The 19,887-nt window shown below is 71.3% G+C and carries 19 protein-coding genes and 1 pseudogene; 9 read left to right on the forward strand and 11 right to left on the reverse strand.

The genetic code is table 11. From position 1 onward, the window contains the following. Positions 1–3 precede the first annotated feature (3 nt). Together PH203_RS20845 and PH203_RS20850 are read right to left on the reverse strand one after the other, a co-directional pair. Positions 4–1,503, reverse strand: a complete 1,500-nt coding sequence (locus PH203_RS20845; RefSeq protein WP_289921762.1) for a carotenoid oxygenase family protein — start codon at positions 1,501–1,503, stop codon at positions 4–6. 67 nt (positions 1,504–1,570) lie between these two features. Further along, positions 1,571–2,500, reverse strand: a complete 930-nt coding sequence (locus PH203_RS20850; RefSeq protein ID WP_289921763.1) for a LysR substrate-binding domain-containing protein — start codon at positions 2,498–2,500, stop codon at positions 1,571–1,573. Between the two features lie 153 nt (positions 2,501–2,653). On the opposite strand from PH203_RS20850, the gene mgrA reads away from it, so the two are divergent. Continuing rightward, the gene (gene mgrA, locus PH203_RS20855) at positions 2,654–3,649 is read left to right on the forward strand and encodes an L-glyceraldehyde 3-phosphate reductase (protein ID WP_289921764.1); all 996 of its coding nucleotides are present in this window, start codon (positions 2,654–2,656) and stop codon (positions 3,647–3,649) included. Between the two features lie 9 nt (positions 3,650–3,658). On the opposite strand, the gene PH203_RS20860 is transcribed toward mgrA, so the two are convergent. Continuing rightward, on the reverse strand, positions 3,659–3,946 hold the full coding sequence (locus tag PH203_RS20860) for a DUF1905 domain-containing protein (RefSeq protein WP_289921765.1): 288 nt from the start codon (positions 3,944–3,946) through the stop codon (positions 3,659–3,661). A gap of 62 nt (positions 3,947–4,008) precedes the next feature. Further along, positions 4,009–4,220, reverse strand: a pseudogene (locus PH203_RS20865) (hypothetical protein). Between the two features lie 346 nt (positions 4,221–4,566). Here PH203_RS20865 and PH203_RS20870 point away from each other — a divergent pair. The 4 genes from PH203_RS20870 to PH203_RS20885 all read left to right on the forward strand — a co-directional run bounded on the left by PH203_RS20870 (position 4,567) and on the right by PH203_RS20885 (position 8,971). After that, the gene (locus PH203_RS20870) at positions 4,567–4,977 is read left to right on the forward strand and encodes a hypothetical protein (protein ID WP_289921766.1); all 411 of its coding nucleotides are present in this window, start codon (positions 4,567–4,569) and stop codon (positions 4,975–4,977) included. Positions 4,978–5,029: 52 nt separating this feature from the next. Next, positions 5,030–7,378 (forward strand): FHA domain-containing protein, encoded by a 2,349-nt coding sequence (locus tag PH203_RS20875; RefSeq protein WP_289921767.1) that lies wholly within the window; start codon positions 5,030–5,032, stop codon positions 7,376–7,378. A 68-nt stretch (positions 7,379–7,446) separates the two neighbouring features. Next, complete coding sequence (locus tag PH203_RS20880; protein ID WP_289921769.1) at positions 7,447–7,992, forward strand: hypothetical protein; 546 nt, start codon at positions 7,447–7,449, stop codon at positions 7,990–7,992. Then, positions 7,982–8,971 (forward strand): serine/threonine-protein kinase, encoded by a 990-nt coding sequence (locus tag PH203_RS20885; RefSeq protein WP_289921771.1) that lies wholly within the window; start codon positions 7,982–7,984, stop codon positions 8,969–8,971. The genes PH203_RS20880 and PH203_RS20885 overlap by 11 nt, the downstream gene beginning before the upstream one ends. Here PH203_RS20885 and PH203_RS20890 read toward each other — a convergent pair. Continuing rightward, complete coding sequence (locus PH203_RS20890; RefSeq protein ID WP_289921773.1) at positions 8,968–10,251, reverse strand: streptophobe family protein; 1,284 nt, start codon at positions 10,249–10,251, stop codon at positions 8,968–8,970. The two genes, PH203_RS20885 and PH203_RS20890, sit on opposite strands and share 4 nt — an antisense overlap. A gap of 173 nt (positions 10,252–10,424) precedes the next feature. On the opposite strand from PH203_RS20890, the gene PH203_RS20895 reads away from it, so the two are divergent. Both PH203_RS20895 and PH203_RS20900 read left to right on the forward strand, forming a co-directional pair. Then, positions 10,425–11,738, forward strand: a complete 1,314-nt coding sequence (locus PH203_RS20895; RefSeq protein ID WP_289921774.1) for a DUF6777 domain-containing protein — start codon at positions 10,425–10,427, stop codon at positions 11,736–11,738. Between the two features lie 96 nt (positions 11,739–11,834). Continuing rightward, the gene (locus tag PH203_RS20900; protein ID WP_289921776.1) at positions 11,835–12,290 is read left to right on the forward strand and encodes an ATP-binding protein; all 456 of its coding nucleotides are present in this window, start codon (positions 11,835–11,837) and stop codon (positions 12,288–12,290) included. A gap of 74 nt (positions 12,291–12,364) precedes the next feature. On the opposite strand, the gene PH203_RS20905 is transcribed toward PH203_RS20900, so the two are convergent. Beyond that, positions 12,365–13,258, reverse strand: coding sequence for an RNA polymerase sigma factor SigF (locus PH203_RS20905; protein ID WP_289921778.1), 894 nt, complete (start codon positions 13,256–13,258; stop codon positions 12,365–12,367). A 334-nt stretch (positions 13,259–13,592) separates the two neighbouring features. On the opposite strand from PH203_RS20905, the gene PH203_RS20910 reads away from it, so the two are divergent. After that, entirely contained in the window at positions 13,593–14,027 is a 435-nt protein-coding gene (locus PH203_RS20910) for a helix-turn-helix transcriptional regulator (RefSeq protein WP_289921780.1), read from the forward strand. A gap of 15 nt (positions 14,028–14,042) precedes the next feature. Here the strand turns inward: PH203_RS20910 and PH203_RS20915 are convergent, their stop codons facing one another. The 3 genes from PH203_RS20915 to PH203_RS20925 all read right to left on the reverse strand — a co-directional run bounded on the left by PH203_RS20915 (position 14,043) and on the right by PH203_RS20925 (position 16,619). Continuing rightward, the gene (locus PH203_RS20915) at positions 14,043–14,645 is read right to left on the reverse strand and encodes an ATP-dependent Clp protease proteolytic subunit (RefSeq protein WP_289921782.1); all 603 of its coding nucleotides are present in this window, start codon (positions 14,643–14,645) and stop codon (positions 14,043–14,045) included. A gap of 1 nt (position 14,646) precedes the next feature. After that, the gene (locus PH203_RS20920; RefSeq protein ID WP_289921783.1) at positions 14,647–15,285 is read right to left on the reverse strand and encodes an ATP-dependent Clp protease proteolytic subunit; all 639 of its coding nucleotides are present in this window, start codon (positions 15,283–15,285) and stop codon (positions 14,647–14,649) included. Positions 15,286–15,407: 122 nt separating this feature from the next. Further along, positions 15,408–16,619, reverse strand: coding sequence for an epoxide hydrolase family protein (locus PH203_RS20925; RefSeq protein WP_289921784.1), 1,212 nt, complete (start codon positions 16,617–16,619; stop codon positions 15,408–15,410). A 124-nt stretch (positions 16,620–16,743) separates the two neighbouring features. Here PH203_RS20925 and PH203_RS20930 point away from each other — a divergent pair, with 124 nt between their 5' ends. After that, complete coding sequence (locus PH203_RS20930) at positions 16,744–17,226, forward strand: VOC family protein (protein ID WP_289921785.1); 483 nt, start codon at positions 16,744–16,746, stop codon at positions 17,224–17,226. Between the two features lie 10 nt (positions 17,227–17,236). Here PH203_RS20930 and PH203_RS20935 read toward each other — a convergent pair whose 3' ends face one another. After that, entirely contained in the window at positions 17,237–18,142 is a 906-nt protein-coding gene (locus PH203_RS20935; RefSeq protein WP_289921786.1) for an SGNH/GDSL hydrolase family protein, read from the reverse strand. Between the two features lie 79 nt (positions 18,143–18,221). Further along, complete coding sequence (locus PH203_RS20940; RefSeq protein WP_289921787.1) at positions 18,222–19,883, reverse strand: ATP-binding protein; 1,662 nt, start codon at positions 19,881–19,883, stop codon at positions 18,222–18,224. Between the last annotated feature and the right edge of the window lie 4 nt (positions 19,884–19,887).

Below are 19,887 nucleotides of genomic sequence, written 5' to 3' on the forward strand. Positions count from 1 at the left end.
GCCTCACGCGTCGGGAATCCAGCTCCCGTGGAAACCGAGCGGCACCCGTCCCGGCAGATGGATACGGGCGACCGGCTCCCCGGTGAAGTCCTGCGCGGCGAGGATGAGCAGATCGGACGCACCCCGATCCGGATCGTGGACGTACGCGATCACGTATCCGTCGTCCTCGGCCGCACTGTGCTCGCGCGGCACGAACACGGCCTCGCTCGCGGCCGCCCCGCGCGGCAGCCGGTGCACCTGGGTCGTTCCCCGCAGCAGGTCCTGCTTGATCAGCGCGTTGCTGAACACCCGGTCGGGCGGGTTGCCGTCCACCGTCATATAGGCCAGCGCCATCTCCGCGGACGCCGCCGCGTATCCGTAGCGGTGCCGCCGCGACACCAACGACTCGTTCACGCGCGGGAACTCCTGCGGGCGGTCGTCGAGGGTCCGGGTCCGCACCCGGCCGTGGTGCAGGTCGATCGTCCACCGGTCGAGGCGCGGGGTGCCCGCCCCGTAGGGGCCGCCCGAGCCCTTCCCGGCGACGAAGAAGGGCGCGTCGAAGTTCGTCATGTCGACGACGATCTGCGAGCCCTCCTCGTACGCGTTCAGCGTGTGCGAGTAGTAGACCGGGTCGACCTCGAACCAGCGCACCGCCCCGCCCTTCCGTGGCAGCACCCCGACCCGCGCCGGATGCCTGTCGTTCCAGACGTACGGGACGAGGTCGCCCCGCTCGGCGCCCGCCGGGTCGAAGGTGACCGGCATGTCGAGGAGAACGACGTGGTGCTCGGTGAGGGCGAAGTCATGGATCATCGGCGCGTCCGCCACCGGGATCCTGGTGGTACGGGACACCCGTCCCGCCGGGTCCACGACCAGGTGCCGCACATGGTCCCAGGTCGGGTAGTAGGCGATGGCGTGCAGCTCACCGGCCTCCACGTCGAACTTGGTGTGCGCGGTGAGCGGGCCCTTCAGGGTGCCCCGGAAGTCGTACGTCCCCACGGTGCCCAGCTCGTCGTCGAGTTCGTACGGCAGCGGACCGCTCTCCTGGAGGGCGAGGATCCGCCCCCGGTACGGGATCACGTGCGTGTTGCACGGGAAGTCGTCCGGCGGCACCGGCCCCGGATAGGGCTCGCCGAGCTTCTTCGCCACCTGCGAGGAGCGCACCCAGCGGTTGCGGTACCACTCGGCGCGGCCGTCGCGCAGCCGGACGCCGTGCACCATGCCCTCACCGAGCATCCAGTGATGTGCGCGTGGATCCTCCAGACCCAGGGCATTGGGGCCGTTGCGCAGACAGCGCCCGTTCAGCTCGCGCGGGATGCGTCCGGTGACCGGCAGGTCGAAGGCCGTCAGTTCCTCCGTCACGGGCTCGAACGCGCCCTCCAGGAAGGGGAACCGGCGTGCCGCGGACGCCTGCGGAGCCGCGACTGCCGGACTCGCGCCCGCCCCCGCGCCTGTGCCGATCAAGCCGCCCGCCGCCGCGATCGCCGCCGCTCCGCGCAGTACGTTCCGTCGTGTGGGTCGTGTCATGTCCCGTACTCCTGACCGCAGTTGTCGTGAAGAACAGTCACGAGTCTGCGGTCGGGAACGGGCCCGGTCAGGAGGGGTGAGCCCCCTCCTGGGGTGTAGCTACGCCCCCTGTTTCGCCCTCCTTCTCCAGGAGCGCCATCAGCGCCCGCGCCGCCGGACTGGTGGCCTGCTCGGGCGGCAGCAGGGCCACCGTCTCGTACACGGTCTCCGCGGTGCCCTTCACCGGCAGCGCGGTGAGCGAGGGGCGCTTGTGCCGGAAGTGGCGCGGTACGACGGCCACGCCCAGGTTCTCGTCCACCAGGTCGAGGAGGCTGTGCACGTCGTTCACCTCCAGCGCCACCGCCCGCCGTACACCCGCGGCGGCGAACGCGGCGTCCGTGGTGCGGCGCGGCCCCCAGTCGGGGTGGAAGTCGACGAAGACCTCGCCGCCCAGGTCCTCCGGGGTGACGGCCGCTCCGGCGCGCGCGAGCCGGTGGTCCGGGTGGCACAGGACGGTCAGCGGCTCGTCGGCCAGCGGTACGACACGCAGCTGGTCGGTGTCCTCCTGGGCGGTGCGCACCGCGAAGGCGAGATCGAGGCGCCCGGCCGCGACCTCCTCGGCGAGCGCGCCCGAGCCGGCCTGCCGCAGACAGATCTCCACGTCCGGGTGCTGCCGCCGGAACGCGGCGAGCAGACCCGCCACATGCACGCCGGCGATGCACTGCTCCGAGCCGAGCGCGAGCATCCCGCGCAGCACGCCCTGCACCGCGGCCACCGCCTCATGGGCCGAGCGCACCTGGGCCAGGATCCGCTCAGCCTCGCCCAGCAGGGCCCGCCCGGCCGGGGTGAGCGTCACCCGTCGGGTGGTGCGCACGAACAGCGGCGTCTGCAGCTCCCGCTCCAGTGCCCGGATCGAGGCGGACAGCCCCGACTGGGAGACCAGCAGCCGTTCGGCCGCGCGGGTGAAGTGCTGATCCTCGGCGACCGCGACGAAGTGCTGGAGATGGCGGAGTTCCATGAACCGGAAGCCTATCCGTCACTCAGAAGCGGCTCCGCTGAATTCCATCGCATTCTTCTGTTGGACCAATGCGCCCAGGTCACGAAAGAGTGGACAACGGTTCTCAGATGACCCTGGTTCTCAGGAAACCGTGCCAACCCCTCAGGAGTCGCGTTGTACACCGCACACCCCGACCGCTACGCGGACATGCCCTACCGGCGCACCGGACGCAGCGGGCTGAAGCTTCCCGCGATCTCGCTCGGCCTGTGGCACAACTTCGGCCCCGCGGACCGCACCGTCGAGACGCAGCGCGCCATCCTGCGCCGCGCCTTCGACCTCGGTGTCACCCACTTCGACCTGGCCAACAACTACGGCCCGCCGCCCGGCGCCGCCGAGTCCGCGTTCGGCGAGGCCCTGAAGTCCGACCTGGCCGCCTACCGCGACGAGCTGATCATCTCCACCAAGGCCGGCTATCTGATGTGGCCCGGCCCCTACGGCGAGTGGGGCTCCCGCAAGTACCTGCTGTCCTCGCTGGACCAGAGCCTGAAGCGGATGGGCCTGGACTACGTCGACATCTTCTACTCGCACCGCCCCGACCCGGAGACTCCCCTGGAGGAGACGATGGGCGCCCTGCACTCCGCGGTGCAGCAGGGCAAGGCGCTCTACGTCGGCATCTCCAACTACTCCGCGGAGCAGACCCGCGAGGCCGCCCGGATCCTGGGCGAGCTCGGCACTCCGCTCCTCATCCACCAGCCGCGCTACTCGATGCTCGACCGGCGCCCCGAGGACGAGGGCCTGCTGGACGCCCTGGACGAGCTCCAGGCTGGCTCGATCGTCTTCTCGCCGCTGGAGCAGGGCCTGCTCACCGGCCGTTACCTCGACGGCATCCCGGAGGACTCCCGGGCCGCGAGCGACAGCCCGTTCCTGAACTCCGACGCCCTCACCGAGGACCTGGTCGCCCAGCTGCGCGAGCTGAACGACATTGCCAAGTCCCGCGGCCAGACCCTGGCCCAGCTGGCCCTGGCCTGGGTCCTGCGCGGCGGCCGGGTGACCTCCGCCCTCGTCGGCGCGAGCAGCCCGCAGCAGATCGAGGACAGCGTGGGCACGATCGGCAACCTGGACTTCGACGCGGACGAGCTGGCCCGTATCGACGCCGTGATCAAGAAGTAGGCGGCTCGCTCAGGAAGTGAGCCGCTCCTGGAGGCGGACGGTCACCGTGTCGCCCGCCTCCTTCCCGATCGCCCTGCGCACCTCGGCCTTCACCGGCAGCTTGTGCCTGCCGTCCCCCAGGGCCATGAAGGAGCTGCGGAAGGGGTGCCCGTCGATCGTGCCGCGCACCTTGACCAGGCCGCGCGTGCCGAAGAACGCGACGGACCCGGGCCAGACGAGATAGGTCCAGCCGCCTTTGTCCGGGCTCTTGACCAGCTCGGCGGTGAATTGCCGGTCCAGTTTCTCGGTCGTACTCATGGCTGATGCCTTTCGCTCGCGGTGGTCTCCTCTCAAGAGACCACCGCGAGGGCGAAAACTCATCACGCTCCCGTGGGCACCCGGTCCAGAAAGCCGAGCACCGACCGGATGCGGCCCCGCTCGTCCAGCGTGATCACGTCGGAGCCCGCGACGGGCGCGCTCCCGTCGGCCTCGTTGCCGCCACCGCCTTGGTCGGGGTCTCCTCGTCGAGGGCGTTCCAGGCGTCGAAGTGACGGGCGACGGCACTCTCGTACCGGTTGGTGTTCGCGGGCATGGGAGATCAGCCTCCGTCGAGGTCGTATCCGCTGGTCAGGACCCAGGTCCCGAGGGGGGTGACCCGGTGCCTCACCCCTGCCCGCCGCGCCGCGGGCCGTCGATTGCCTCTCGGGTAATGGCGACGGTCGCCGGATTTCGGCCAACTCCCTTTGTGAATATGCCAGGAGACTGGCCGGAAAGTCGTGGTGACAGTGTTTCAGTAGTGAACATACTCATCTGAAAGGGCATTCACATCCAGCGAGGATGTCATCACACACCGCACATGAGCCGCGGTGCCCGCAGCACGAGAGCCGCACCGAAAGCGAGGCAAGCCGACAGGCGCACTACGCACCGGGGGAGTGAACGTGCACGACGAATTCCTGTGCCATGTCACCGCGTACGGAATCTGCGAGGGGAAACGTATCGGCGTGCCCCTGGGCAGCTACCGGGCTCCCACCCTCGCGCTCGCGCTGTGGTGGCTGCGCGACCGGGCGTCCTGGATCGCCGAGCGCCTTGACCCGCAGCCGGAGATCGGGAACATCCCGCCGAGCGCGCTCGTCCCGGTCGCCGGCAATGTGCCCGACGTGCCGGCCGTCCTGCGTACCTGGTGCGCCGACGACGTCCAACAGGAGCTGGTCGCGGACGAGTTGGCGGCCGGACGGCTGATCCGGATCGCCACCAGCGACGAGACCACCGAGTATGAACTGCTCGCCGAGTCGGTGGACGCCCTGCGGATGCAGCGGACCATCCCGGCGCTGGTCGTGTCTGTGGGCTGAGCCCGCAGCGCGACGCCAGGCGTACATGTGGGCGAATCGGTAGAATTTCGGCATGGCAGACCGGCCTGTGACGCCGACTGCGCCCGAACTCGTCCTGGAGACCGAGGCGGGCTCCACGGTGATGAGTCCGAGCCGCGACTACCACGTCGGACGCGACCCGTCGAGCGACATCGTGATCGACGATGCCCGGGTCTCGTGGCACCACGCGGTGCTGCGGCCCGAGGCCGACCACTGGACGCTGGAGGACGAGCACAGCACGAACGGCACCTACGCCGACGGCCGCCGTATCGACGAGTGGAGTGTCGGCGCCGGCAGTGTGATCCGGTTCGGCAACCCCGCCGACGGCCCGAGAGCGGTGCTGACCAGCCCGGCTCCGGTGGTCGCCCGCGAACGCCCGTCGGCGGTGGCCGTGTCGATGCCTGCCCTCACCGGCACCTTCCGGCAGCCCACCACCGTCCGCCCGCTGCCCACCCGCACCGTCCGCATCGGCCGCGCCGCCGACAACGACCTGGTCATCGACGACCTCGTCGTCTCCCGTCGGCACGCCGAGCTGCGCGCCCACCCCGACGGCACGTACGAGATCGTCGACCTCGGCAGCCACAACGGCACCTATCTCAACGGCGGCCCCGTCACCCGGGCCCCGCTCGGCCCCGGCGACGTCGTCGGGATCGGCCACTCCGCGTTCTGCCTGGTCGGCGACGAGCTCCAGGAGTACGTCGACACCGGCGAGGTCTCCCTCGACGTACAGGACCTCACGGTCGCCGTGGACCGCGGCCGCAAGACCCTCCTGGACCACGTGTCCTTCCCGGTGGGGGAGAAGTGCCTGCTCGCGGTCGTCGGCCCGAGCGGCGCCGGAAAGTCCACGCTGCTGGGCGCCCTCACCGGCCAGCGCCCCGCCGACCACGGCACGGTCCTGTACGACGGCCGCGACCTCTACCGCGACTACGCCGAACTGCGCCAGCGCATCGGCCTCGTCCCGCAGGACGACATCCTGCACGCCCAGCTCACCGTCCGCGCCGCCCTGTCGTACGCGGCCGAACTGCGCTTCCCGCAGGACACCGCCAAGGCCGAACGGCAGGCGCGCGTCGAGGAGGTCATCCGCGAACTGGGCCTCGAACAGCGCGCCGACCAGCCCGTGCACAGCCTCTCCGGGGGCCAGCGCAAACGGGTCAGCGTCGCCCTGGAACTGCTCACCAAGCCCTCGCTGCTCTTCCTCGACGAGCCGACCTCGGGCCTCGACCCCGGCATGGACCGCTCCGTGATGCACATGCTGCGCGGCCTCGCCGACGACGGCCGGACCGTCATCGTCGTCACCCACAGCGTCCTCAGCCTGGACGTCTGCGACCGGCTCCTCGTCCTCGCCCCCGGCGGGAGGATCGCCTACTACGGCCCGCCCGAGGACACCCTCGCCTACTTCGGCTACGAACAGTGGCCGGAGGCGTTCGAGGCCTTCGAGCGGGACCAGGGCCGGGACTGGGCGGGGGAGTTCCGCACCTCGTCCTTCCAGCGGCAGTACGTCACCGAGGCCACCGGTCAGCCCCGGGTGCCTCGCTCCGGGCCGGTCGTCATCACCCCGCCGCCCCGGCCCCGCAGTCGCGGCGCCCAGCTCGGCACACTGATCCGCCGCTACGCCGCCGCGCTCAGCGCCGACCGGACCTTCCTCGTCATCATGGTCGCGCTGCCCTTCGTGATGGGCGCCATGGCCCGCGCACTGGCCGGCAGCAAGCTCACGCAGGAGACGGCGATGAACGCGCTGCTCATCCTGTGCGTCGGCGGCGTGCTGACGGGCGCCGCCAACGCCGTGCGCGAGCTGGTCAAGGAGCGGGTGATCTATCAGCGGGAGCGGGCCGTCGGTCTGTCCAGATCGGCGTACCTGCTGTCCAAGGTCGTCGTCCTCGGCACGATCACCGTGCTCCAGGCGGTCGTACTGACCCTGGTCGCCCTGTTCGGCGTCGATCTCAACGCGCCCGGCGGCGAAGGCGTGTTGATGCCGCCCCTTGTCGAAATCACCGTCGCCGTCGCCCTGCTGGCGTTCACCGCGATGATGCTCGGCCTGCTCGTCTCCGCGCTGGTGCGCAAGGAGGAGGTGACGATGCCGCTGCTCGTGCTGCTCGCCATCGTCCAAGTGGTGTTCTGCGGTGCCCTGTTGAAACTCGACGGGGTGCCGGGCCTGGAGCAGCTGTCCTGGCTCGTGCCCTCGCGCTGGGCGCTCGGTGCGATGGCCGGCACGATCGGCCTCGCCCGGATCGTGCCCGGAGAGCTCACCGGTGATCCGCTGTTCCGGCACTCGACGGGGGTGTGGCTGCTCAACGTGGCCATGCTGGTCGTGCTGTCGGCCGTCTTCGGCTACGTCGTGTCCCGGCTGCTGCGCCGGCACGAACCGGCCGTGCTGCGGAAGTAGGCGCGGGCGATGGCGACCCGGCTGGGGAGGCAGGCCATGACAGCGACTCCGACCCGCGGGCGGGCCTGATGGCGACCCCCGGCTTCCGGCCCACCCACGTCGTCCCCCAGCACGGCATGCCCGCCTGGGAGACCCCCGACCCGGCCCGGCCCACCGTTCCCCTGGACCCGCTGCTGCCGGTCCAGCTGGTGGAGCGGCACGGCGACTGGGCGCACGTGCTGTGCGCCAACGGCTGGTCGGCCTGGGTCGACGGCCGCTTCCTGGTCGCCGTACCGCCGGATCCGCCCGCCGCGGACGGCCCCCTCGCCCGTACCGCCGACCCGCGCCCCCTGCTGGCTCGCGCGGAGCAGACGCTGGCCGGCTACCGGGCCGCGGTCGAGGAGCTGGCCGCGGGCGGCCTCGACGGCGAGGCCTTCCAGGCACGGACCCGCGGCGGGCGCATCGGGGTCGTCGTCGACGGCGAGTCGGTCTGGCTCTACGACGCCCAGCACGGCCGCTGGGTGTACGCGGACGGCAGCCGCCTGAGCACGTACGCGACGGACGAGCCGCCACGGTCCGCCGCCGCCCCCGAGGACCACGCCCCGACCCAGGTCGTGACCCCCGATGGCCCGTGACACAAGCCTCTTCTCCGGCCGGCCCTCCGAGCTGATCGGCCGGAAGATCGCGGGCTACCGCATCGAGCGCGAGATCGGCCGCGGCGGCATGGCCGTCGTCTACCGCGCCCGCGACCTGCGCCTGGACCGCACGGTCGCCCTCAAGCTCCTCGCCCCGGAACTGGCCCGCAACGACACCTTCCGCCGCCGCTTCACCCACGAGTCGCGCGCCGCGGCCGCGATCGACCACCCGCACATCGTCCCCGTCTTCGAGGCGGGCGAGACAGACGGCGTCCTGTACATCGCGATGCGCTACGTCGAGGGCAGCGACCTCCGTCATCTCCTCGACCGGCAGGGCCCGTTGGCGCCCGCGACCGCTGTGCGGATCGCCGCCCAGGTCGCCTCGGCACTGGACGCGGCCCACGAACACGGCCTGGTCCACCGGGACGTCAAGCCCGGCAACATCCTGGTCGCCCGAGGCACCGACAGCGAGCACCCCGAGCACGCCTACCTGACCGATTTCGGCCTGACGAAGAAGTCCCTGTCACTGACCGGCTTCACGACGGTCGGCCAGTTCGTCGGCACGCTGGACTACGTGGCCCCGGAGCAGATCTCGGGCAAGCCGGTGGACGGCCGCTGCGACGTCTACGGCTTCGCGTGTGTCGTCTACGAGTCCCTGGCGGGCCGCCCGCCCTTCCGCCGCGACGACGACATGGCCCTGCTGTGGGCCCATCAGTACGACGACCCGCCACCCCTGACCGAATTCCGCCCCGACCTCGCCCGGGAGACCGACACCGTCTTCGCCCGGGGGCTGGCCAAGAGCCCGGACGCCCGCTACGACACCTGCCTCGCGTTCGTCGCGGCCCTGCGCGCGGCCACGACCGGTGACCGGCTCGGGGGACACGCACCGACGGAGGTGGACCTGAGGGTCGTATCCGCGCCCGAGGAGGGGCCGAAGCAGCCGCCGTCCTGGGCGCGACCGGTCTTCAGGGACGGCTAGGCCGTGGAGGTCCGGGCTGTTCTCGCCTCGCCGGTCCGCCGGACCGGATGTGCCAGCAGGGCGCCGAGGAAGCCCGCGACCAGCCCCCACAGCGCGGCCAGACCGACCGCGCTCCACAGCTCGGGTTTCAGCAGCAGCTCCCCGCCGAGGTCGCCGCCCAGGTCTCCGATGCCGAGGACCGACAGGCCGAAGTGCGCGGTGATACGGCCCATCAGACAGATCATCAGCACGGTGAGCGCGAGCGCGACCGCCATGTGCAGGGCGTGCTGCCAGGCGCGCATGCGGGCCGGGGAGCGGGCCGCCATCACGAACGCGGCGGCCAGCAGCAGGACCGCGTCCACGGCGACGAGCCACCACACCCGGCCGTCGTACTCGGCGAGCGTGCTCAGATCGAGCGTGGCGGTGTCCTTGCCGCGCAGCACCTCGTCGAGGACGTGCGGCATCGGGAGCCCGAAGGGGCCCTCCACCCGGCCGTTCCAGGTGGCGCCCAGACCGATCGTGAGCGTCAGCCAGACCAGGTTCGGCATACCGAGAAGGATCACGGCGAGGGTCTCGGGCGCGTGTCCGCGCGTGAGCGCCACGACGAGCCCGATGAGGCTGCCCAGGGCGACGCAGGCGAGGAGCAGCACCACCATCGCGTACGCCGCGGGCCGTACCGTCGCCTGGAAGCGCAGCAGTCGGGGCGGGAGCGGTGCGCCGTGCGAGACCAGCAGCGCCAGGATCAGGACTCCGGCCACCCACAGCAGGCCGAAGAGCAGCGTCGCCGGTACGTCCGTCTCGAAGCCGATCTTCGGGGAGACCCCGAACAGGTCGCCGAGATCGGAGACCGTGCTGTCGCCTAGCGAGAGCTGGAACGTCTGGCGGGCGGCCAGGGCCAGGGCGAACAGCCCGAGCAGCCACAGCACGGCGATCCGGCCCGCCCAGCCGGCCAGTTCCCCGGCGCCCGCGACCGCCCGGTGACGCAGGGGCCGCAGAAAACCCGCCGCGATCACCAGGGCCCCGACCAGCGTGACCGACAGCGGGATCACGGTCAGGCCCGCCTGGGTGTCGGCCAGTCCGCCGGCGTCGCCGGAGAGCCGGATCGTGCCGCCGACCGCGGTGACGACCGTCGCCGCCACGACCCGGGGGAAGGCGCCGTCGGGGAGGTCCGTCGCCCCGGCCGCCCACAGTCCGAGGGCCGCGGTCACGCCCATGGCGATCAGCCCGGACAGGACTGTGAGGACGGCCTGCACCCAGCCGTGCGGGGCAATGGCCTGGTCGGAGCGGGTTCTCGGGCTCACCCTGTCCACGCTAGGCAGCGGCCGCGGACCCCGCCCGCCGGGAGGGCCGTCCGCGTCGGCTTGCGAGCGGCAGGGGACCGGAGCACACAATGAGAACGATGTGGATAAAAGCGGCGTAAATGCAGTAAAAGCGCAAGAAAGTCGCCGCAGTCCCACGTCGGGAAGAAGGGCTCGTGAGCGTCGAACCTCCGTCCTCCGGCCGGCCCACAGGACCGCCCTCCGGTCCGCTGTCGGGACCCTCCCAGCCGCCCTCCGGGCCGCCCTCACAGCCCCCGGGCAGCAGCGGGGGAGCACCCTCGCCGGAGCCGCACCGCCCCTGGTGGCGATCCGTGCCCCGGGTCGCCGTGCTCGCCACCGCGGTCGTGGCCGCCGTGGTCCTGGCCCTCGTCTTCAGCCGCTCCGACGGCGGAGGTTCCGGCAAGGACGGCGAGGTCTTCCTCCAGGCCGCCGCCAAGACGGGCCCCGACCCCTTCACCGAGTCGACCGCCACCGACAGCTCGGCAGCGCCCGTCTCCCCCTCGCCGGCCACCGAGTCCGCCGCCGCGTCGGCGAACGCGGTGCGCGGAGTCGACGGCGGCGCACCCGGTCTCTACGGCGGCACCCGGAACATCTCCAGCTGCGACGTGGAGGCCCAGATCAAGGCCCTCCAGGCGAAGTCCTCCGTCAACCAGGCCTTCGCCTCGGTCGCCGGCGTCCAGCCGTCCGGCGTCCCCGCCTATCTGCGCTCGCTCACCCCGGTCCAGCTGCGCATGGACACCCGCGTCACCAACCACGGCTACCGCGACGGGCAGGCCACCAGCTACCAGGCCGTCCTCCAGGCCGGCACCGCCGTCCTGGTCGACGACCGCGGCGTACCGCGGGTGCGCTGCGCCTGCGGCAATCCGCTGAGCCCGCCGGTCGCGCAGCAGAGCACACCGAAGCGGACCGGCGACACCTGGTCGGGGTACCGGCCCTCCAACGTCGTCGTGGTCGCGCCCTCGGTGACCGTCGTCAACATCTTCGTGATCTACGACCCCGACTCCGACGACTGGGTCGCCCGGCACCGCGGCGACACCGGCGACAAGGACAAGCCGACCGAGCCGCCCGTGGACCCGGCCTCCCCGTCCGCGAGCGTGATCACACCGACGGCACCCTCGTCATCCGGCTCGACCACGTCGCCCTCCACGTCGCCCTCCGCCTCGCCCTCCTCCCCGCAGCCGTGCGTGTCGACCTCCACCGGCACGCCCACCGGGACCCCGACGGGCACCCCGACCGGCTCGGCCACCCCGTGCCCGCCGACCTCGACCGCACCGACCTCGACCGCGCCGTCCTCGACCGCGCCGTCCTCGGCACCCCCGAGCCCGGAGCCGCTCACGCCGGGGACGACCGAGGAGGAGCCCCCGCCCGACACCTCGGCACCACAGCCCCCGTTGGCATCCGAGACGACGACCCGGTCGGCGGACACGTACAGTGCCCCGGGGGACGCCGTGGACTCACCGGCCGTGTGACCGACACGACCCGCTTCGGGGACTGCGGGGCCCCGCTCGGGGTACGAGCACTGGTGCAGCAGCGTCCGGCCAGTCCGGCTTCCGAGAGAGAATTGCATGATCGAGCACCTGGACGGGGCAGTGGTACCGACTGGTTTCGACGTGCCCGTGGACCCACTCAGGCGGGCGGCCCATTACACGGGCGAACCGGGATGCATCGCCGAGGCCCGGAACTTCGCCGCGCACTTCCTCGACCAGCTCAGGACCGAGTGGTGCGCCGAGATCGGTGACCGGGCCGACGGCGAGGTGCTCCTGGTGGTGAGCGAACTGGTCACCAACGCCGACCGGCACAGCAACGGGCCGTACATCCTCGACCTGGAGGGCACGGACGCGGCCGTCACCGTGTCCGTCTACGACAGCAGCGCGGCCCTGCCCCTGCGCTTCCCGAAGGACCCCGAACGGGTCGGCCGGCACGGACTGGAGATCGTCCACGCGCTGGCGGCCGAGGTCAGCGCGGAGCGGGTGCCGGTCGGGAAGAGAGTGAGCGCCGTCCTGAGACTCGACAGGGCGTGACCGGAGGACTCGACAGGGGGTGACCGGCGAAGGCGCCTTCGTCAGTCACTCCCCGTCCGGACCGGCACTCTTTCTCAGGCGCAGCCCAGCTCACCCAGCATGCCCGTGCGCAGTCGCGTGATGATCCGCTTGATCAGCCGGGACACATGCATCTGCGAGCAGCCCAGACGCTCGCCGATCTCCGCCTGCGTGGCCTCCTCCACGAACCTCATGTGCAGGATCTGCCGGTCGCGTTCGCTCAGTTCGGCCATCAGCGGGGCGAGCGAATGGAAGTCCTCGACCAGCCGCAGTCCGTCCTCCTCCACACCGATGAAGTCGGCGAGCACCGCCTCGCCGCCCTCGGGCCCGTCACCGGTGAGCGCGGCGTCCAGGGACGAGGAGTTGTAGCCGTTGGCGGCGATCTGGGCCTCGACCACCTCGCCGGCCTCGATGTTCATCAGGGTGGCCAGCTCGGCCACCGTGGGCTCCCGGTCCAGCCGGCTGGCCAGTTCCTCGCGCGCCTTGGCCAGCTCGACCCGCAGCTCCTGGAGCCTGCGCGGTACGTGCACCGCCCAGGTGGTGTCCCGGAAGAACCGCTTGATCTCGCCGACGATGTAGGGCAGCGCGAACGACGTGAACTCGACCTCCCGGGTCAGGTCGAACCGGTCGATGGCCTTGATCAGGCCGATCATGCCGGTCTGGACGATGTCCTCCATGTCGTCCCCGCGGCCGCGGAACCGGCCGGCGGCGAACCGCACCAGGGACATGTTCATCTCGATCAGCGTGTTGCGCGCGTACTGGTATTCGTGCGTGCCTTCTTCGAGCTCGGTCAGACGCTGGAAGAACTGACGGGACAGCTCCCGGGCGTCGCGCGGTGCGACGCTCCGCGGCTCCACGATTCCAGGCAGTGATGTGTCGCCCGTGCTGGTCCCGGCGGTCCTGTCGATCCCGACGACCTGTCCCTCCGACCGGATCACGGCGGTGTCCATTTACCTCTCCCACGCGGGTCACGGCTTGACGTCAGCCTCTTCAGCCCCGGCTTGTTTCCGAGACTGTGCTTCGCGGTTCCGCGAGTACCCGGATCGCGACGAGCTATGCGTACGCCTGCCGCTGACCAGCGGGTTGCCCGCGGGCCCTCTCAAAGCACCTACCCGGTGCGTGACATCGCATGCGCGTGGCGTACGTCACGAGTGGCGACGACCGGACCGCGCCGCAGATGCGCCGGCCCTCCACACCGTGCCCGCGCCCTGCGTCCCCGGTGATTCCACCCAGGGCAGAACGCTGATCCCTTCCCTCCGCGTCCGGCGCTTCTAGGCTGGGAAGGTGAGCGAAGAAGCGACGAACCAAGCCCGCGTGATCCCGCTGCGCCCGGCCGCCGCGCGCCCCGGGACCGCCCGCCCGATGTCCGAACGCCCCGCCACCGTCGCCCCGGTACCTCCGGGACCCGCCCCCAGGGAACCCCTGTGGCGCGACCTCGTCGGCGACGTCCTGCGCAGGGAACGCCTAGCCCAGGAACGCACGTTGAAGGACGTGGCCGACGCGGCGCGGATCTCCATGCCCTATCTCTCCGAGGTCGAGCGCGGCCGCAAGGAGGCCTCGTCGGAGGTCCTCGCGGCCGCTGCCCACGCCCTCGGCCTGGGCCTTAGCGACCTGCTGGGACGGGCGCAGGGCGAACTCGTCCGGATCACCAGCCGGCATTCGGCCGGCAGCCGCAGGGCGTCCACTTCGTCCTACGACGGGCTCTGCCTGGCGGCCTGAGCGGGACCCGGCGCCTCACACCGTCACGAGGCGCCGGCTCACCACCTCGTCGGCCAGCCCGTACGTGACCGCCTCCTCGGCGGTGAACACCTTGTCGCGGTCCATGTCGGCACGCAGGGTCGCCACGTCGTGGTGGGTGTGGCGGGACAGCACCTCCTCGACCTGGCCGCGGATGCGGACCATCTCCTTGGCCTGGAGGGCGAGATCGGAGATCGAGCCCCGGCTGCCGCCGCTCGCCGGCTGACCGAGCAGCACACGCGCGTGCTCCAGCACGAACCGCCGCCCGGGATCGCCCCCGGCGAGCAGCACGGCCGCCGTGGAGGCCGCCTGTCCGACGCAGAACGTCGAGATCGGCGCCTGCACGAACGTCATCGTGTCGTAGATCGCCATGAGCGAAGTGAACGAGCCGCCGGGGGAGTTGATGTAGATCGCGATCTCGTGGTCCGGTGCCGCCGACTCCAGATGGAGGAGTTGCGCGATGACGACATTGGCGACGCCGTCGTCGATCTCGGTGCCGAGGAAGATGATCCGCTCCGACAGCAGCCGGCTGAAGACGTCCGAGGAGCGCTCGCCGTGCGCGGTGCGCTCGACGACGTACGGAATCGTGTAGTTCGCCATGTCACAGCCCCATCCGTCGCTTCGAGGCGGCCGGGCGGACGTCGGCGAGCGATGCCACGACCCGGTCCACCATGCCGTACCGCCGGGCCTCCTCGGCCGTGAACCAGCGGTCGCGGTCGCCGTCCCGGGCGATGGTCTCCGGTGTCTGGCCGGTGTTCTCGGCGAGGAGACGCTCCATGGTCCGCTTGCTGTGGTCCAGGTTCTCCGCCTGGATCTCGATGTCGGCCGTGGTGCCGCCGATGCCCGCCGACCCCTGGTGCATCATGATCCGCGCGTTCGGCAGGGCGTAGCGCTTGCCGGGTGTGCCGCCGCAGAGCAGGAACTGGCCCATGCTCGCGGCGAATCCCATGGCGAGCGTCGACACGTCGTTGGGGATGAGCCGCATGGTGTCGTAGACGGCGAGGCCCGCGTACACCGAGCCGCCCGGGCTGTTGATGTACAGGCTGATGTCGGTGCGCGGGTCCTCGGCCGACAGGATCAGCAGCTGGGAGCAGACCCGGTTCGCGGAGACCTCGTCGACCTGCGTGCCGAGCAGGACGATCCGCTGGCCGAGAAGCTGGGCGGCCAGCTGGTCGTCGAAGCGGGAGGGCGGTGTGTCGCCCTCCTCCGCCCGCGGGGTGAGCGTGGTGAGTGGAGTCATCGGTTCTCCTCGAGTCGCGGAAGTGCCGTCGACTCCACTCTTGGCCTCGGGCGACGCCCTTCAGCGCTTTCTCTGCCCGCGGCAGATTCGCCGACGGCAGAGCGCGTACTCCGCGGCGGGGCTCAGCCCTTCTCGCGCACCTGCCGGAAGAACGCCCGTACGTCGTCCACCAGCAGGTCGGGCTCCTCCATCGCCGCGAAGTGGCCGCCCCGGTCCAGCTCCGTCCAGCGCACGATGTTCTCCGTCCGCTCGGCCTTGTGGCGCAGCGGGATCTGCGGGTCACCGGGGAAGGACGCGACCGCGGTGGGCGCGGTCGAGGGCAGGTGCTGTGCCGCGACCCGGTCGCCCTTGGGATGGGCGCGCTCGTAGTAGACCCGGGCGGACGAACCGGCCGTGCCCGTCAGCCAGTACAGCATCACGTTGGTGAGCATCTGGTCCCGGTCGACGGCCTCCTCGGGCAGTTCCCGGGAGTCCGTCCACTCCTGGAACTTCTCCACGATCCAGGCGAGTTGGCCGACCGGGGAGTCCGTGAGCGCGTACGACAGGGTCTGCGGGCGGGTGGACTGGAGGTGGAAGTAGCCGACCCCGTCCCGGAACCACGCGTCCCACTTGCGCCACGAGAGCAGCGTCCGCTCGCGCTCTGCGGGGCTCAGCGCCGCCAGTTCCTCCTCGGTCGGCTCGGTCATCGCCTGTGCGCCGGGCAGCAGATTGAGGTGGATGCCGATGACCCGCTCGGGGTGGACGCGGCCCAGCTCGCGGGAGACGGCCGAGCCCCAGTCGCCGCCCTGGGCGCCGAAGCGCTGGTAGCCGAGGCGGGTCATCAGCTCGGTCCAGGCGTCGGCGATCCGGCGGGCGCCCCAGCCGGTCTCCCGGGTGGGCCCGGAGAACCCGAAGCCGGGAATGCTCGGCAGGACGACATGGAAGGCGTCGGCGGGGTCGCCGCCATGGGCCGCCGGATCCGTCAACGGGCCGACGATGTCGAGGAATTCGACGATCGACCCCGGCCAGCCGTGGGTGACGATCAGCGGGGTGGCAGCGGGCTCGGGGGAGCGGATGTGTGCGAAGTGGACGTGGGCGCCGTCGATCTCGGTGGTGAACTGCGGCCACTCGTTCAGCCGCGCCTCCGCCGCTCGCCAGTCGTACTCGTGCCGCCAGTACCGCACCAGTTCGCGCAGATAGCCCGACGGGACGCCGTACGCCCAGCCCACCCCGGGCAGCTCGTCCGGCCAGCGGGTCCTGTCGAGGCGGTCGTGGAGATCGTCGAGGTCGGCCTGCGGTATGTCGATGCGGAAGGGACGGAGACTGCTGCCGCTGTGGGCGGGCGAAGACATCATGGCGGCGATGCTAGTTCCGAAGGGTGTAGCGGCCACCTGGATTAGCCGGCCACGCGACCGATGAGTTTCCGGGCGAGGATCGGTCGACAGAGGTGACAGCGTTCCGCAGGCCCAGGAGGTACCCATGGCAACCGACGGTTTCACCACGTGTCTCTGGTTCGAAAGCCAGGCCGAGGAGGCCGCCCACTTCTACGTCTCCGTCTTCAAGAACTCCAGCATCGGCAAGGTCGCCCACTACTCCGAGGGGATGCCCCTGCCCGCCGGCACCGTGCTGACCGTCGAGTTCACGGCCAACGGTCACAAGTTCATCGCCCTCAACGGCGGCCCCGAGTTCAAGTTCACCGAGGCGACCTCCTTCATGATCTTCTGTGAGAACCAGGAGGAGATCGACTACTACTGGACCAAGCTCACCGAGGGCGGCGGCGAGCCCGGCCCCTGCGGCTGGCTCAAGGACAAGTACGGCCTGTCCTGGCAGGTCGTCCCCGACACGCTCGACGCCATGGTGACCGACCCGGACCCGGCGAAGGCGGCCCGCGTGACCCAGGCGTTCATGGCGATGGGGAAGTTCGACATCGCGGCCCTGGAGCGGGCCTACGCGGGGGAGTGACCCCGCCCCCTCAGCCGGCGGGGTGCGCGCCGATCACCCGCGTGATCTCCCTCGCGATCCGCGCGATCCCGGGGGAGGGCACCGGGCAGGGCTTCGGCGTGGACGTCGTCGGCGCCAGACAGAAGTGCAGATAGTCCTTGTCGAGGTGGAGGGCCGTCCGGTCCCGGCCCGGCTGGGTGCAGTAGGCGGAGTGCTCGCGCTCGTAGGCGGTGCACGGCAGGTACTGCACCCAGGTGTAGCGGGCGCCGGGCGCACTCACCTTGGCGCCCGCGTCGGCGACGAGATCGTCCGAGGCGGCGGCCTGCTCGGCGTAGAGCTCGTTCACGCGTCGGACCCGGTCCGGGGTGATCGGGTCCGGGCCCTGCGCCACCCACACGATCCGCGGCCGGTGGCCGCCGCCCGCCTTGGTGATCTGCGCGGTCAGCCGGGTCATGTCGGCCTTGTACCGCTTGAAGTACGTCGTCGGCTGCTCGGCATGGGTGATGCCGTCCATGCACCAGGTGTAGCCCCACGCGTTGCCCCAGAACTGCAGCACCACGAAGTCCGGCCGCAGCGTGCGCACCAGCGCGGCCGCCTTGTCCCGGTCCGGCACGAGCGACTTCGCGCCGGTGCCCTCCAGGTAGTCGCAGACCGTGGTCCCCGAATAGGGCTTGCCCGTGTACTTCGCGCGCAGGTCCCGGCGGAGCTCCCGGCCGACCACGTCCTGGGCCTCCATGGCGAGGGAGTCTCCGAGATAGAGCACCACGGGGGCCTTCGCCGACGGGCCGGGGCTGCCGGCGGCCCGCTGATGAGTGGTGGCGGCCGACTCCGGTGCCGAAAGGGACGGCGGTGCCGCCTCGGGACCCGACGCCGGGTCTGAGCACGCGCCGAGCAGCACTCCGGTCAGCAGCATCCCCACGATCCACGGCTTCCGCATGCAGCAACTCCCGCCCCGGACACCGAAAACGGTTCCCCAGGCAAGCACAGGAGGGCACAAGGGGGAAGACGTAGGCCGGTCACTCGGCGTCGAAGCGCTCCAGGAGGTCGATCAGGTCGTTCAGCGGCAGCGGCTTGGCCAGGTGCGCGTCGAACCCGGCCGCCCGGGACTGTGCGCGGTCGGTGCCCTGGCTGAAACCGGACACGGCGATCAGCCGCAGCCGTTCCCCGTGCGGCCGGGCGCGCACCGTACGGGCCACCGTGTAGCCGTCGACATCGGGCAGGCCCAGGTCGCAGAGCACGACGTCGAAGAGGTCGTCCCCGGTCGCGGTGAGGGCGTCGGCACCCGTGTGCACCGCGGTCACGTGGTGGCCCTGCCGCTGGAGCAGGGAGCGGTAGGTGAGGGCGAGGTCGGCGTTGTCCTCGACGATGAGGATGGACAGCTGACGCTTCGCCGGGCGGACCACGACGGGCCGGGCCGGTTCCGGCGCCGCCGGGTCGGCGACGGGCAGTACGACCGTGAACGCCGCTCCCCGGCCCGGTCCTTCGCTGTGCGCGGAGATCCGGCCGCCGTGCAGCTCCACCACCGTCCGCGCCACCGCCAGCCCCAGACCCAGGCCCTCCGGGGTGTCCGGACCGGCCGGGGCGGCCCGCATGAACACCCCGAACAGATCCTCGGACCGGGCGGGGTCGAAGCCGATCCCGTCGTCCCGGACCGTCAACCGGGCCATGCCCTCCGCCGCGCCCAGGACGACCTCGGTGCGCCCGCCCGGCGGCGTGTACTTGAGGGCGTTCGACAGCAGGTTCGTCAGGACCTGCGCCAGCCGCAGCCGGTCACCGTCCACGACCACCGGCTCGGCCGGTACACCGACGTCCAGTTTGCGGCCCTCGTGCCCGAACAGCCCGCGGATGTCGGCGCAGGCGCTCTCGACGACGGACCGGACATCGACCCGCTCCCGCACCAGCTCCAGCCGCCCGGTCACCGCCCGTGTGCCGTCCAGCAGGTCGTTGCTCATCCGCACCAGCGTGGCCAGCTGCCGCTCCAGCACCGAGAGCGCGGGGTGCCCGCCGGGCATGTCGAGCGCCAGCAGTTCGGTGGCCGCGGTGGCCGCCGCGAGCGGGTTGCGCAGCTCGTGCGAGAGGGTCGCGATGAACCGGTCCTTGGCCTGCTGCTCCTCCCTGAGCCGCTGCCCGGCCGCGTCCAGTTCGGAGTTGGCCCGCTGCAGCTGCTCGTTGACCTCACGGATCTCCCGGGCCCGCACGAACAGGTCGATCTCCATGCCCTCCGCGCGCATCTGCGCCTCGGCGGCCACCCGCTGCTGCTCCCGCCCCACCCGGCGCACATGCACGAACTCCGTGACGTCCTCGACCCTGTGGATGATGTGCGAGACCCGCCCCTCGGCGTCCAGCACCGGGGTGTTGACCGGACTCCAGTACTTCTCGTCGAAACCGCCCTCCTCGCCGGTGGGGATGTCGTAGCGCTGCAGCGCCATGGTGTCCGTACGCCCCGTGGCCACCACCTCCTCCAGCGAGCGCCGCAGATTGGCGACCCCGTCCGCCGAGGGGTCGTCCGGGTTGTCGGGGAAGATCTCGAAGATCGGGTGCCCGACGATCTCGCGCCCGGTGCGGGTGGCTGTGAGATAGGCGCGGTTGACCTCGACGATGGTGAAGTCGGGGGTCAGGATCAGCAGCGGGGACAGGACGGCGTCGAAGAGGCGCCGGAAGTCCGGGGCGTCGGCCATGGCG

This window comes from Streptomyces sp. S.PB5, assembly GCF_030403745.1.
GTDB lineage: Bacteria > Actinomycetota > Actinomycetes > Streptomycetales > Streptomycetaceae > Streptomyces.

Bases quoted from the DNA above. Each gene is read 5' to 3' on its own strand.
- PH203_RS20845 (WP_289921762.1), bottom strand. From the start codon at position 1,503: ATGACACGACCCACACGACGGAACGTACTGCGCGGAGCGGCGGCGATC.
- PH203_RS20850 (WP_289921763.1), bottom strand. From the start codon at position 2,500: ATGGAACTCCGCCATCTCCAGCACTTCGTCGCGGTCGCCGAGGATCAG.
- PH203_RS20860 (WP_289921765.1), bottom strand. From the start codon at position 3,946: ATGAGTACGACCGAGAAACTGGACCGGCAATTCACCGCCGAGCTGGTC.
- PH203_RS20875 (WP_289921767.1), top strand. From the start codon at position 5,030: ATGGCAGACCGGCCTGTGACGCCGACTGCGCCCGAACTCGTCCTGGAG.
- PH203_RS20880 (WP_289921769.1), top strand. From the start codon at position 7,447: ATGGCGACCCCCGGCTTCCGGCCCACCCACGTCGTCCCCCAGCACGGC.
- PH203_RS20885 (WP_289921771.1), top strand. From the start codon at position 7,982: ATGGCCCGTGACACAAGCCTCTTCTCCGGCCGGCCCTCCGAGCTGATC.
- PH203_RS20900 (WP_289921776.1), top strand. From the start codon at position 11,835: ATGATCGAGCACCTGGACGGGGCAGTGGTACCGACTGGTTTCGACGTG.
- PH203_RS20905 (WP_289921778.1), bottom strand. From the start codon at position 13,258: ATGGACACCGCCGTGATCCGGTCGGAGGGACAGGTCGTCGGGATCGAC.
- PH203_RS20915 (WP_289921782.1), bottom strand. From the start codon at position 14,645: ATGGCGAACTACACGATTCCGTACGTCGTCGAGCGCACCGCGCACGGC.
- PH203_RS20920 (WP_289921783.1), bottom strand. From the start codon at position 15,285: ATGACTCCACTCACCACGCTCACCCCGCGGGCGGAGGAGGGCGACACA.
- PH203_RS20925 (WP_289921784.1), bottom strand. From the start codon at position 16,619: ATGATGTCTTCGCCCGCCCACAGCGGCAGCAGTCTCCGTCCCTTCCGC.
- PH203_RS20930 (WP_289921785.1), top strand. From the start codon at position 16,744: ATGGCAACCGACGGTTTCACCACGTGTCTCTGGTTCGAAAGCCAGGCC.
- PH203_RS20935 (WP_289921786.1), bottom strand. From the start codon at position 18,142: ATGCGGAAGCCGTGGATCGTGGGGATGCTGCTGACCGGAGTGCTGCTC.
- PH203_RS20940 (WP_289921787.1), bottom strand. From the start codon at position 19,883: ATGGCCGACGCCCCGGACTTCCGGCGCCTCTTCGACGCCGTCCTGTCC.